This window comes from Paenibacillus sp. FSL H7-689 (genome assembly GCF_000517905.1).
GTDB lineage: Bacteria > Bacillota > Bacilli > Paenibacillales > Paenibacillaceae > Paenibacillus > Paenibacillus amylolyticus.
Genome location: NZ_ASPU01000055.1, coordinates 12,748 through 25,759 on the forward strand (window position 1 = coordinate 12,748; position 13,012 = coordinate 25,759).

A 13,012-nucleotide genomic window follows, 5' to 3' on the forward strand; every position below is an offset into this window, starting at 1 on the left:
CGATATTTCATCGGACAGTCCTTTTTTGCAGTTAACATAGCCCTTATTATGTCAGCCATGCTAATTTTTATTGAGTTTAGAACCAGTCATCCTTCATGCCATTGTCTCCTGTTGGATTCGTTACCACAGAAGTTTCACCGGCGTGCAGCGTGATCGTTTCAGTTTGTTCCACCGCTTGATCCACCCATTCTGACAGATGGCTCATTGTTGATTCTATTTTATCCACAATTCGAAGATTTGGATTGGTTGAAGGTGACTTTGGCACAAAGAGAGTACAGCAATCCTCATATGGCAAAATAGAAATGTCATACGTTCCGATCTGTTTGGACAAGGTAATGATCTCCTGTTTATCCATCATAACCAGTGGTCGCAACAGTGGCAGATCCGTCGCACGACCAATGACATTCATACTCGGAAGAGTCTGACTTGCTACTTGGCCCAAGCTATCCCCGGTGATCAGTGCTAATGCCCGCTCACGCTCGGCAAGTTTGGAGGCAATTCGCAGCATTGAACGTCGCATCAGCGTAATAATCAGGTTATCCTGACCCAGCTGGGTAAATGCCGTTTGGATCTCCGTAAACGGAACCAGATGCAGCTTGATTGTTCCCGCATGATCAGCAAGGGCACGTGCCAAATCAATGACTTTCTCTTTGGCGCGTTCGCTTGTGAACGGGTAACTGTAAAAATGTACACATTCCACTTCCAGTCCACGGCGCATGGAAGACCAGGCTGCAACCGGGCTGTCTATACCACCTGATAGCAGTACCATTGCTTTGCCATTCGTACCCAGTGGAAAGCCGCCTACTGCCGGAATGGTTTCGTTGAAAATATAGGTACCCTGATCCCGAATTTCCACTCGCAGTTCAATATCAGGTTGACGAACATCAACACTTAATTGCTGAAACTTCCGAAGAATCGGGGAACCGACCAAATGGTTCATTTCATGGGAAGAGTTCGGGAACTCCTTCCATACCCGTCTTACATTTACCTTGAATGTGGTGCCTTCTTTGAATTCGTCTTCCCTTTCGTCCATAAACGCAACTGCGGTTTTCACAATCTCATCAAGCTCAGATGGAGTAACTTTAACCGGACTAATCGACATCACACCAAATACCCGCTTCAGCACCTTAATCAGTTCAGTATGTGATTCACCGCCAAGATCCACATAGACACGGCCATATTCTTTGCGAAGGCTCGCTCCTGGATAAGGTTTAAGCAAAGCTTTCACCTGTGTAATGATCGTTTTCTCAAATCGGGCACGATTTTTCCCTTTTAACATAAACTCTCCGAAACGGAGAAGCAGCATATCATATTTCATATCCATTACATCCGCCTTTCGAGGGGCCGCAACTGCGCCACCATCTGATGTAAAGCCTGTTCAAGCAAGGCTACATCTTCTTCTGTATGTTCATCTCCAAGACTAATACGCAATCCGCCAACAGCACAAGCTGCATCTCTGCCCATCGCAAGTAGAGCCCGACTCGGTTCAGCCGAACGCGAAGAACAGGCAGATTGGGTCGATATGGTTACGCCAAGTTGCTCCAAGGTGTGCAGCGCCACTTCTGCCTTCATCCCCGGATAGGAGAAGTGTACAATATGAGGTGCACCCTCTGGGCGACTGTTCAATTCAAATTCGGGAATAACACGTATCGTTTCCATCAATCGATCACGGAGCACCGTTGTACGCCGGGCAAAATCAACCTGATCTTCTGCTGCCATTCGCATGGCCTTTGCCATGCCTACCAGCAAGGCCACGTTTTCTGTGCCTGCTCTTAGGCCTTGCTCCTGTGATCCTCCTGACAATAGTGGCGTAAGCTCCACTCCACTTCGCACATACAGGAGACCTGCTCCCTTCGGTCCACGAATTTTGTGAGCAGACAGACTGTACAGATCTGCACCCCAAGCAGCAGGTGTAGCCTCCATTTTCCCAAAACCCTGAACACCATCTACATGGAAAAGCACCCGTGGTGCTTTCTTTTTGAGCTGTTTGCCGATTTCTGCAATCGGATGGATGGCACCTGTTTCATTGTTTACATGCATCAGACTCACAAGCACCGTATCCGGTCTGATCGCGTCTACAACCTGTTGAGCGTCTACCACACCATCGGAATTCACGGGAACTAATGTCACTTCCCATCCCCACTGCTGCAATTGCATAACACTTTCGTACACCGAGGCATGCTCGGTAGCCGTAGTGATGATATGTCTGCCTCGTGACTGATAACGTAATGCCGCACCTTTTATCGCAAGATTATTACTCTCTGTCGCACCGGAAGTAAATACAATCTCTTCAGGCTTAACGCCGATTGCCGCAGCACATCCGGATCGAGCACGACGCAACAACTGATCGGCACGCTCTCCATACCCATGGATGGAGGACGGATTACCGAATTGTGTCTCCATAATTTCGGCCATCGTACGAATCACATCAGGATGGGGAGGTGTGGTTGCAGCATAATCAAAATATTTCAAATGAGGTTAGACCTCCCTTATCTCTTCGTTCTTGAACCTACAGTGAGCATTGTAACACGATACCCATACAACACAAAAAGACCAACCGGGAACAGGCGTTTCAAGCGCTTCTGCTCCCACATTTGATCTCATCCTGCCTACCATGTGTTTTCACAAATGTCTATTTGTGAGTTTAGATCACATATTTCGACTGTGCCTTCTCCACCTTGGAGATATAATTCTGTGTTTCTGAAGGCAGACGGTTAAGTACACTCATCAGTTCGCTATCACTCGACACGCCCAGACGTGAAACACGACCTGGTCCTGCATTATATGCAGCAAGTGCCATCTTCACTTCTCCACCGAAACGCTGGAGCTGAAGGGAAAGATACTTCGTACCCGCATCAATGTTCTGGGCAGGATCAAATGAATTACTCACACCCAGCCCTGCAGCCGTGCCATCCATTAATTGCATGAGCCCTTTGGCACCGGCAGAGGACACCACATTTGGGTTAAAATTGGACTCTGTGTCAATGACGGCCTTGATCAATGATTCAGGAACACCGTATTTCGCACTTGCCTCGGCAATCAAAGATTCATAATCCGTAGGTACAGATGCACCGGAATCCACGACTCCTGTATTGGATGAAGATAATAAAGACTCAACGATGTTATTGGAGACAGAGGACGATCCTGCCGTATTTATATCTGGATTGTACGTGCTTCCGAGTTGCAGCCACAACAGACCATCACTGGATCTTTTGGAGACCGTAGCGGTAGAATCTGTATTGCTCGTCGAATTGGCACCCGTACCTAACAGCCCGTCCATCACATTGGCGAAATCCACTGTTGAACCAGCATCCGATTGTGATCCACTGGTTTGGTTATTCACATTGGACAATTGCAGTTCCAACAACTGCCGCGATCCGCTTGGATCAATCTGCATGAGTTATACCCACTCCCGTATAATTAAGCGTATTATGACCTTATTCTACATCGTTTTACAGAAAGGTTCCATTGTTTTCAAAAAAATATATGAATCTCTCCACATAACCTGCGCATATACGAAAAAAACCTTCTGTAATTCACCGCATTTGGGTGAGAACAGAAGGCTTTTGAATGAATCATTTTACACGTTAGCGAGCGAATGGAATCATGAAAAAATAACTCAGCGTAGCTACAACACCCAGTCCAATGGACCAGGCTCCCGCTGTCTTACGACCATTCACATAGGCATAATAACCCAGTACGGCTGCGGCCGGTCCAAGTACGATTGACCACATGAACAAAGACGCGATCCCGAAGGCAAGTCCCATGTAACCCGCAACTTTGCCTGTTGATTCCATGACCCGGTCTGCCTCATGCTTCTCAGGTACAGGCTCTGCCCGTTCGGTGCCTCCAGTTCTTACGACAGTCGGAGGAGCGACCTCTGCCCCGTATTCTTCCCGATGTGCTTTTCTGGGATAATCGACGCGCATACGCTGTTTTTCACCGTCAACATTGATTTTAGGGCGATCCTGAAAATTAAACTTATTATCGTCATTTTTCATTGGGAAGCACCTCCGTTATAAATAGGGATGACTGCTCACTTCGGTTTGAACGTGTGACAGCATGTTGCAGAGGATGTGCGTGCATGATCATGGTGATCGGAGTCAAATGTCTCACCGGCAAATTCCTCATGCAGACGACGGGTGGCATGTTGGTCGATGTCAATCATGATGGCATCAGCGTGGCAGAAGTTGTTCTCTCCCCAAAAGTTGCAGTTGGAGACGCTGCATTTGACAATTGGTTTGTCTTGGCTCATTTTTTATCACCTCGACTACTATTGTCTCCCCGCCACAAACCTGATATTCCCCGTCAAAATGCCAGATGATGACATGATCACACCTCGTATGATTCTCACTAAAAACACAAAAAAACCGCCACAAGGGCGGCTTCGTCCAATTTCATATTCAGGTTTAAACGTTAATTAGGCGTGATTCCGCTGATTTTGCATACGGCGCTGAGTCAGGTAATCACTTTCATAATATGCCAGATCATCGCGCAATTCTTCGTACGTTTTGGAAACCTCAAGAATGACATCCCGTACTGCACGGATTGGCTTGTCACGGAAACGAATGGCATCTTGTCCTGTGTAAGCGTATCTTCCGTCTTCGGAATAACATTCATTTTTGGGATAGAAAAAGCTGTTTACGCATTGGTGATACGTATTATAAAGAGCCTTTTCGGCAAAATCGACATCAAAGTTGGCACGACGCAGCACAACGCCAAGTTTTTCGTAAGAAACTTCAGAAAAAACGAGCAAATGACGGAGATCTGAAAGAAATCCTTTGTAGAAGGCTGTTGATTCTTCCGTCTGATTCTGATCCAGTTCAGGCAAAGCATTCTCATTCAAAAAATTTTCAATCCGATCGATAGCCGGTTTTAACTTTTCCCTAGTTGACTCACATGTTTTCTGTACATTGGCTGCTGACATAAAGGTAGCTCCCCCTTAAATAAGTCCTTACATATAGGTCGGCCAACGGTGGTTTTCCCCTGACCTTTGAATTCTCAGCTATAATCCTACCATAAAAAGATGACGAGCGGTATCCCTTAATCATGCTTTCCGCTTCTGCCGTTAAACATGCCTATTATACGCAGTTAGACTCGAACCCGCCTGCATAAAAATATCCGCTTTTTCTAACGATAGATATAACCAGTGACAACGACGAAGCACTGTTAATGATTGTTCAAAATGAACGAAGGAGGTTCCATCCACCATGTCCAGACCGAAATGGATTAACTGGGCCCTTGCAGCTGGTGCAGGAGCACTCGCTCTGACGCTCCTGCTTCCAACATCCAATCGTCCCGAACCTAAGCCAGGTGCCCTGTCTGACTCTGCTCATGAGGAGCACACGAGTAAGCATCGTCTGAAAGTGCAGGATGTCAAAGCAACCGATCTTCTGACCCGTATGGATGCCAAGCAACATCTCAGTATCATGCTGGAGAAAACCGCCACAATGAATGCTGCTCAGGTTAGCCGATATGTGAATGATCTCCAAAGTTCACATGAACATATCAGATCCATTCATCTGATGAATACCAATGGCTCATTTAACAAGCCCTTTGATCACGCCTCCACACAAGGAAGCAAGTTGGAACAACAGAAGCTTCAACATTCGCTCAACCTTGCCAAAAAAGCGGTAAACAAACGTCAAAGTTTTGAATCCTCTTCTTTTCCTTTGGGAAAAGAAAAATACTTTGTTATGGGGCAACCCTCCAAAGATGGCAAAAGAGCTGTAATTGCCTTGTTCAGTCAGAACGTATTAAATGCTGTTGAACAACATCAGCGCAAAAATCTGCGCATGATCCCTTATCCGCGTGAGGGTAAATTCAAAATTGAGTCTGTTCACCCGGATACGCTTAACGAAATCACAGTAAAAACTGGACATGATAATGCAAATGCCAGTCATTTTTATGAAAATGAAATCGTCATCCGTTTTCGCCAAGATCCCGGTGAACGGGATATGCGTATCATTAAATCCGATCTGAGAGCGCAATCTGCGCGCAAGCTGGGATACACGTATGTTTTTCGGTCAGAACACATGAGTTACAAACAATTGCATAGTTATTTCGATAGCAAATGGAATCCACTCTATATGGAGCCCCACTATATGTATTTAACCAATGATACTGTAACTGAACAAACAGATGTAACGATACCCAATGACATTTTGTTCTCCGATTATCAGTGGAACCTGCCTGCGATTGAGACAAACAGAGGTTGGAATATTACCAAGGGAAACAAAGATGTCATCGTAGCAGTAGTTGATACGGGGGTTGATATGAATCATCCTGACCTGAAGGGCAAGCTCCTTGAGGGTTATAATGTGGTCGAGCCGGGAAGCCAACCGATGGATGATGTGGGACATGGAACACACGTCGCAGGCATTATCGGCGCTATTGTCAACAATAACGAAGGCGTGGCAGGCATGAGCTGGTATAACAAGGTACTCCCGGTTAAAGTACTCGACAACTCAGGTTCTGGTACCACATATGCCGTTGCCGAAGGCATCATCTGGGCAGCCGATCATGGAGCCAAAGTTATCAACATGAGTCTAGGCAATTATGCTGATGCGCAATTTCTTCATGATGCCATTAAATACGCTTTTGACCGGGATATCGTCCTGATTGCAGCTACGGGGAACGATAATACCGAGCGTCCAGGATACCCTGCTGCTTATCCGGAAGTATTTGCCGTATCTGCTACGGACCCGGATATGAGCAAAGCTTCCTATTCCAACTACGGGGACTATGTGGATGTGATGGCTCCGGGGTCCAGTATCGCCAGTACCTATCCAAACAATCAGTATGCAGCCTTGTCTGGAACGTCCATGGCTAGCCCTCATGTAGCCGCACTTGCAGGTTTGATTCGTTCGTTGAACCCGGATTTGACCAACACGGAAGTGATGGATTTGATGCGCCAAAGTGTTATTGACCTCGGTGATCCGGGTCACGATAAATATTTCGGCTATGGTCAAATCGATGTCTATAAGGCACTGCAAGCCGCATCAGGCAACAGCGCTCCTTTGCAGTTCTGGCCGCAACATGTCAGACAACAAATGGATAATACGATGAAAAAGTATACTCAGTAAGCGTAATGAGGATAATCTGTAAAAAATACAAAAGCAGCTGCGCCCCGGGGCGTACGCTGCTCTTTTTGGTTTATATCCAATTCCCCGGGGCACCCGCTGCGATTAGCGTTTGCGAGAAGTTGTGCGGGCTTTGCTTGATTTTTTCACGGATTTTTTCTTCGGATTATGGCTGGATACATAACAAGGATCTTCTTCTTTGACAACAACAGGATACATGTGGTGATGAATCGGAACACAGTGATGTTTTTTGATCACTTCAATCGGGTGGATTACAGGCACGATTTGTGGGATGTAATAATCCTCAACAACCTGGATCGGGTCACAGACAATCGGGCAAAGCGGTGGACAGTAATGGTTCATTTCAAAACCAACTCCCTTTCTGGTGATACTATAACCTATTGCAACAGATCGAAAGTGGATTGGATGTATGTCCATAGTCCGAAAAATTATATGAGCGGTAGCCTGTCCGCCACTGTCCCACCCTGCCCAGGTGTTACTCTATCAATGACTTGGCACAGTACACGAAGTCCTTCACACAAAAGCTCAACGTTTGTTACCGTGAAGCAGATACGCAGACTTGGTGTATCCATCTCCCCTACATAACAGGCGGAACCGGGGAGGAAAGAGACCCCTGCAGCAAGTGACTGATGATGCAACTCACGCATATCCAAGTTACTCGGAAGTTGGAGCCACAGATTGAGTCCTCCCTCTGGCAAGCGCCATTGCATGCCCATAGTAGCATGCTCTTCCAGCACTTCAGATGCTGCACACAAGCGAGAATACAATTCATCCCTCAATCGGGATACATAGGCACCGTACTGATTCTGAATGAAAGATTGCAGTGCCTTTTGTGTAAGCAGCGGACTCCCCAGATCCGCCGTAGATTTCGCGGCCACAAGCCGGGTCAATACACTTCCGTCTGCGATGGCGCAGGCTATACGGCAACCGGGAGACAACACCTTGCTGAAGCTTTTGATATATACGACATGACCTGTCCCATCCATCGATTTAATGGAAGCCGGGGGAGGGTCCCGAAAATAAAGATCTGCAAACGGATCGTCCTCCAGAATGAGGCAGTGGTAGCTTTGCGCGAGATTAAGAAGTTGTGCTCGTCTTCTTGCGCTCATCGTGATACCTGTTGGATTGTGATAGGTCGGGATCGTATAGATCAGCTTGGGTGGATAGGTATCACATAATCGGGTCAACAGATCAATACGCATGCCTTCGTCATCCATCGGGACCGTAATGATCTTCGCGCCTCTACTCGTAAATACATCAATGGCTCCGGTATAGCTTGGTGCCTCCATGTATACAACATCCCCAGGTCCGACAAAAGTTCGTGCCACAAGATCGATCCCCTGCTGAGCACCACTTGTAATTAACATGCGTTCAGGTGCAGCCTGTAGTCCACGCTCGGCAAAGTGTTCGGCCAAGATCTGTCTAAGCTCCCGATCCCCCTGAAAAGATCCGTAAGCTGCCATACGCTCTGTATGATCAGAGGAGAGTCGGTAGGCGCTGTCGATAATCTCTCGTGTAGGCAACAGTTCAGGCTGAATCGCTGACATATGAAGTTCATACCGCACTTGAGGTGACGTATCAAAATGTCTCCAGAGCTGGGCTCGCGGTAAATAATCCACCAGTGCCATCTGCCAATTCCATGACGTACTGGATTCACTGTTGGCATTGTTTCGTTGCGTTCGGTCCACATCCTCCATCTGATCCACGTTCAATGTACCTCTCACATAACAACCTTTCCCCTGGGAGCAGGTGATCAATTGAATCGCTTCAAGTTCAGCATACGCTTTGGATACAGTGACCAGGCTGACACCCAAATCCGCGGTCATTTTGCGAACAGAAGGAAGTCGGGTTCCGGGTTCAATGAGTCCTGATCTGATGCGATCGGCAATCGTTAGCGCAATCTGCACGTACAATTTGGTACTGCTTCCCCGCTTTAATTCAATATGCATATGTGCTCCCCCAACTGTTATGATCTTCATTTTACTGTTATAGTGCAGTCCGTCTATTATAGTTTATAATATCAGTATAACAGTGAATAACAGGAGATGAGAATAACATGAGTATCCCTTGGTCCAAAATGGCACAAAACACCCCGTCCTCTGTCGTTCGCGACATGCTCCAGGCCGCTCAGGCACCTGGAATGATCTCACTAGCCGGTGGATTACCAGCCCAGACTTCATTCCCGCTGGAAGCCATACGCGTTGCATATGAAAAAGTATTTATGAGCGGAGCAGCCGCTCTTCAATATGCGGAGACTGAGGGTTACCGTCCTCTTCGCGCCAAAATCGCCGAACGTCTTGAATCCAAGGGCATTCCCGCTTCACCCGATCACATGCTTCTCACTACGGGTTCACAGCAATCCATTGACTTGGTTTGCCGCATCCTTCTCGACCCAGGTGACCGCGTATTGGTTGAATCACCAACCTACCTCGCTGCTCTGCAAGTCATTCATTCCTATCAGGCTGAATCTCACGGCGTAGCCTGTGATGATCACGGCATGTTGCCTGAATCTCTGGAGGAACAGCTCCAGTTGCATCGTCCAAAACTTGTCTATATTAATCCCACGTTCTCCAATCCTACGGGAAAAGTATGGTCGCGAGAAAGAAGACAGCAGGCTGTGGATCTGTGCCGCAAGTATGGTGTACTCATTCTGGAAGATGATCCCTATGGTGAAATTCGGTTTAATCCGGAGCAATTGGATGTCCCTGCTCTCGCAGAACTGGATGCAGTATCCTATGACGGCCCTTCCAACGTTATCTACACCAGTACATTCTCCAAAACGGTAGCACCTGGCCTTCGTACGGGCTGGATACTGGCTGCCCCCGATATTGTAAAAATGGCAGCACGAGCCAAACAAGGTGCTGACTTGCACTCCAGCAGCATTGACCAAAGAGCGCTTCATGCACTACTTGAATCTTTCGATCTGGATGCGCATATCCGCCATATTTCAGAGGATTACGAACAACGCATGAAAACACTGACTACTCTTATGGCAGCCAAGGCTTGGGAAGGTATCTCGTGGAATTCACCTCAAGGTGGCATGTTCTTGTGGCTGCAATTGCCTGAAGGCATGCTTGCAAGCAATCTGTTCACTTATGGTATCCAGGAGAAAGTGTGCATTGTCCCTGGTGATTCCTTCTATGCAGGCACACCAGAGTTAAACCGCATGCGGATCAACTTTACTCATACGGACCCTGAGCTCCTTCCGGAAGCCGTGGAAAGAATGGATCGCGCCATCCAACGTTGGCATGCTTCCTTAACATCGGACAGTGTTGTTACACTGTAATGAACTGTCATAAACGTTTGACTATTCCATTAGCGTATGAAGGTTAATAACTTGATATGAGAAACAAAAATAAGGCGGCAGGCCCGAGAATCTCGGAACTGCCGCCTTATTTTTATAGAACCTGTTATCAACAGGAGTTATGTTTTTTTAGATGTTCATGGGTCCTTCTGATCAGTCAGGCCATCGGATGATTCATACGAGTTGTCCTCGACTGATAGGTGGACTACATTGTGTTGCAATAGTGTTGTTGTTGCAGTTAGGAAAGCTTACCGTAAGCCGGGTTCTGTGCTCTTCGTGGTTCATACGGGAACTACCCTCCCACCAGAAGCGACAATCATCTATCTAGGCCATACATTGCTGCACAGCTCAAGCGACCAACCTAGACACACCTCGGGCTAAGGTTGCCTCCTCCGAAGAGGCGGCTGTGTCCCATTAGGTCTTGCTCCAGATGGGGTTTACCAGGAACGAAGTCACCAGCGTTCCTCGGGGTCTCTTACACCTCGGTTCCATCCTTGCCTGTGCCGGAAAATCCGGCCATCGGCGGTCCATTTCTGTGGCACTATCCTTCAACTCGCGCTGACTGGACGTTATCCAGCATCCTGCCCTGTGGAGCCCGGACTTTCCTCTCGTGGCAACGAAGGCCACCAGCGATTGTCTGTCAAGCTTTCCGAACAACATTACATAGTATACAGGCATTTAGGTTCCCAGACAAGCTTAATATTACTGGGAGCTGCACAGCAACGGTCTTTTTAGATAAACTGGAATACTTCCGTATTTACCTCAGAAGCCGTAACTTGCGTATCATATCGTTTTTCTTCCAAACGGGAACGAAGCCAATCCGCTGTTTTTGGTTTCATAATCTTCTCGGAATTATGTCCCGGGTCGATGATACACATACCTGCCATTAACGCATCATGAGCCGTGTGATAATCAATATCTCCGGTCACAATAACATCCGCACCTTTGAAGCGGGCAGTCAGCGCGTAACGGCTGCCAGAGCCGCCAAGAACCGCTGCTTTTTTGATCTGCTTGTTCAGATCTCCTACTACCCGCACATGAGGCACATTGAATTGGGTCTTCACGACCTCCACTAGCTCACCTAATGTCTTAGGATCCCTAAGGGGTCCCAAGCGTCCCAGACCGAGCGTACGGCCCTTTAAATCCATTGCATAGAGGTCATAGGCCACTTCCTCATACGGATGAGCCTTAAGCATCGCCTGAACGACCTTACTTCTCAGACTTTGGGGTACGATGGTCTCAATACGCATTTCTTCCACACGTTCCATCTGCCCTTGGGTACCGATAAACGGTTGAGTCCCTTCACCAGGTACAAATGTTCCTGTACCTTCCGTGTTAAAGCTGCACTTGTTGTATTGACCGATACTCCCCGCTCCGGCTTCCAGAATGGCCTGAAGAACCTGTTCATGATGGGTACGAGGCACAAAGACAGCCAGCTTGTACAGATGATCTGTGTGTACATCTTCCAGCGATTCTTTACTCTCGATGCCAAGTGCCTCGGCCATCCAGTCATTCATACCACCCTCGGCCACATCCAGGTTTGTATGACTGATATAGACAGCAATATCATGCTTAATCAGCTTTTCATACAATTTACCCATAGGTGTATCTGTACTCAGTGACTTAACCGGACGGAAAATGATGGCGTGATGAGCGATAATCAGGTTGGCTCCAATGCGAATCGCTTCGTCCACCACTTCATCCGTCACATCCAAAGCTACTAACACGTGACGGATTTCTTTTTGCAAACTGCCGAGCTGGAGACCAATGCGGTCATCCGGTACAGCCAGATGTTTTGGAGCGAGTTGCTCCATCAGTTGAATTACAGTTTGACCTTTGGCAAACATGCCAAAACCTCCTTCAAGTTTGCGATAAGACGCTCTACCTCAGCCGCCTTGTCCCGGGAAGAATCCTGATCGGATTTGGAGATGGAGTTAACAACCCCTTGCAGTTTGACGATCTCACTTTCCCATTTGGCAAAAAATACATCCGTTGGTCGATCAACCAAATAAGGCCCCATCCGTAGCAGCAAATCTTCCGTCAATTCTGCCCCGCCTTGAAGCGGACGTGCACGATACACCTCTACATTGGCAATCGGGCTTACAGATTGTGGCATCGCCGTTATAATCTCATAAATCTTGCCATCTTCTTCGAGCAACTGTTCTGCTACAACCACCCAGTGATGCTCCAGTAACCAGCGTCTGAGGATATCCTCACCCACATTTGGTTGCAAAATAAGTAACTGGACTCCTTCCAGTTTGGATAAACCTCTGTCCAAAATAGAAGCAATCAAGGCACCGCCCATACCTGCAATGGTGATGACATCCACTTCACCCGCAGAGATCACATCAAGACCGTCTCCACGACGCACCGTGATTTTTTCTTTCAGGCCAGCATCACTGACTTGTTTGCATGCAGCATCATAAGGGCCAGGATTGACTTCCCCGGCTACTGCACTTGCAGCTTTCCCACTGCGGATTGCGGCTACTGGCAGCAACGCGTGGTCTGAACCGATATCAGCCATGCGGCTGCCATCGGGAATTTGATCATGTATTCGCTGTAATCGATTCGAAAGTTTCATGAAGCACCTACACCATTCATTTAA

The 13,012-nt window shown here is 47.5% G+C and carries 12 protein-coding genes and 1 other RNA gene; 2 read left to right on the top strand and 11 right to left on the bottom strand.

What is annotated here, in order from left to right:
• Positions 1 to 76: 76 nt before the first annotated feature.
• From thiI to C170_RS24220, 6 genes are all read right to left on the bottom strand, one after another.
• Positions 77 to 1,318 carry a tRNA uracil 4-sulfurtransferase ThiI gene (thiI, locus tag C170_RS24195; protein WP_036615288.1) on the bottom strand — a complete coding sequence of 414 codons (1,242 nt, stop codon included), beginning with the start codon at positions 1,316 to 1,318 and terminating at the stop codon, positions 77 to 79.
• Between the two features lie 5 nt (positions 1,319 to 1,323).
• The gene (locus C170_RS24200) at positions 1,324 to 2,472 is read right to left on the bottom strand and encodes a cysteine desulfurase family protein (protein ID WP_036615005.1); all 1,149 of its coding nucleotides are present in this window, start codon (positions 2,470 to 2,472) and stop codon (positions 1,324 to 1,326) included.
• A gap of 172 nt (positions 2,473 to 2,644) precedes the next feature.
• Complete coding sequence (locus C170_RS24205; protein ID WP_036615007.1) at positions 2,645 to 3,397, bottom strand: lytic transglycosylase domain-containing protein; 753 nt, start codon at positions 3,395 to 3,397, stop codon at positions 2,645 to 2,647.
• Between the two features lie 190 nt (positions 3,398 to 3,587).
• The gene (locus C170_RS24210; RefSeq protein ID WP_036615008.1) at positions 3,588 to 4,001 is read right to left on the bottom strand and encodes a hypothetical protein; all 414 of its coding nucleotides are present in this window, start codon (positions 3,999 to 4,001) and stop codon (positions 3,588 to 3,590) included.
• Positions 4,002 to 4,036: 35 nt separating this feature from the next.
• A complete protein-coding gene (locus C170_RS30565; RefSeq protein WP_074095869.1) occupies positions 4,037 to 4,255 on the bottom strand; it encodes a DUF1540 domain-containing protein in 219 nt (72 codons plus the stop codon).
• Between the two features lie 165 nt (positions 4,256 to 4,420).
• Positions 4,421 to 4,927 carry a YpuI family protein gene (locus C170_RS24220; RefSeq protein ID WP_017687263.1) on the bottom strand — a complete coding sequence of 169 codons (507 nt, stop codon included), beginning with the start codon at positions 4,925 to 4,927 and terminating at the stop codon, positions 4,421 to 4,423.
• A 283-nt stretch (positions 4,928 to 5,210) separates the two neighbouring features.
• On the opposite strand from C170_RS24220, the gene C170_RS24225 reads away from it, so the two are divergent.
• Complete coding sequence (locus C170_RS24225) at positions 5,211 to 7,085, top strand: S8 family peptidase (protein ID WP_036615013.1); 1,875 nt, start codon at positions 5,211 to 5,213, stop codon at positions 7,083 to 7,085.
• A gap of 102 nt (positions 7,086 to 7,187) precedes the next feature.
• On the opposite strand, the gene C170_RS24230 is transcribed toward C170_RS24225, so the two are convergent.
• Both C170_RS24230 and pdxR read right to left on the bottom strand, forming a co-directional pair.
• The gene (locus C170_RS24230) at positions 7,188 to 7,445 is read right to left on the bottom strand and encodes a hypothetical protein (RefSeq protein WP_036615016.1); all 258 of its coding nucleotides are present in this window, start codon (positions 7,443 to 7,445) and stop codon (positions 7,188 to 7,190) included.
• Between the two features lie 86 nt (positions 7,446 to 7,531).
• Positions 7,532 to 9,052, bottom strand: coding sequence for a MocR-like pyridoxine biosynthesis transcription factor PdxR (pdxR, locus tag C170_RS24235; protein ID WP_036615019.1), 1,521 nt, complete (start codon positions 9,050 to 9,052; stop codon positions 7,532 to 7,534).
• A 107-nt stretch (positions 9,053 to 9,159) separates the two neighbouring features.
• Between pdxR and C170_RS24240 the strand changes: the two genes are divergently transcribed.
• Positions 9,160 to 10,389: an aminotransferase-like domain-containing protein gene (locus C170_RS24240; protein ID WP_036615022.1), complete on the top strand. Its 1,230-nt coding sequence runs from the start codon at positions 9,160 to 9,162 to the stop codon at positions 10,387 to 10,389.
• A gap of 257 nt (positions 10,390 to 10,646) precedes the next feature.
• On the opposite strand, the gene rnpB is transcribed toward C170_RS24240, so the two are convergent.
• The 3 genes from rnpB to C170_RS24250 all read right to left on the bottom strand — a co-directional run bounded on the left by rnpB (position 10,647) and on the right by C170_RS24250 (position 12,988).
• Positions 10,647 to 11,056, bottom strand: an RNA gene (rnpB, locus tag C170_RS30255) — RNase P RNA component class A.
• Positions 11,057 to 11,138: 82 nt separating this feature from the next.
• The gene (locus C170_RS24245) at positions 11,139 to 12,254 is read right to left on the bottom strand and encodes a Nif3-like dinuclear metal center hexameric protein (RefSeq protein ID WP_036615024.1); all 1,116 of its coding nucleotides are present in this window, start codon (positions 12,252 to 12,254) and stop codon (positions 11,139 to 11,141) included.
• Positions 12,230 to 12,988: a tRNA (adenine(22)-N(1))-methyltransferase gene (locus C170_RS24250; protein ID WP_036615026.1), complete on the bottom strand. Its 759-nt coding sequence runs from the start codon at positions 12,986 to 12,988 to the stop codon at positions 12,230 to 12,232. Before C170_RS24250 ends, C170_RS24245 begins: the two co-directional genes overlap by 25 nt.
• Between the last annotated feature and the right edge of the window lie 24 nt (positions 12,989 to 13,012).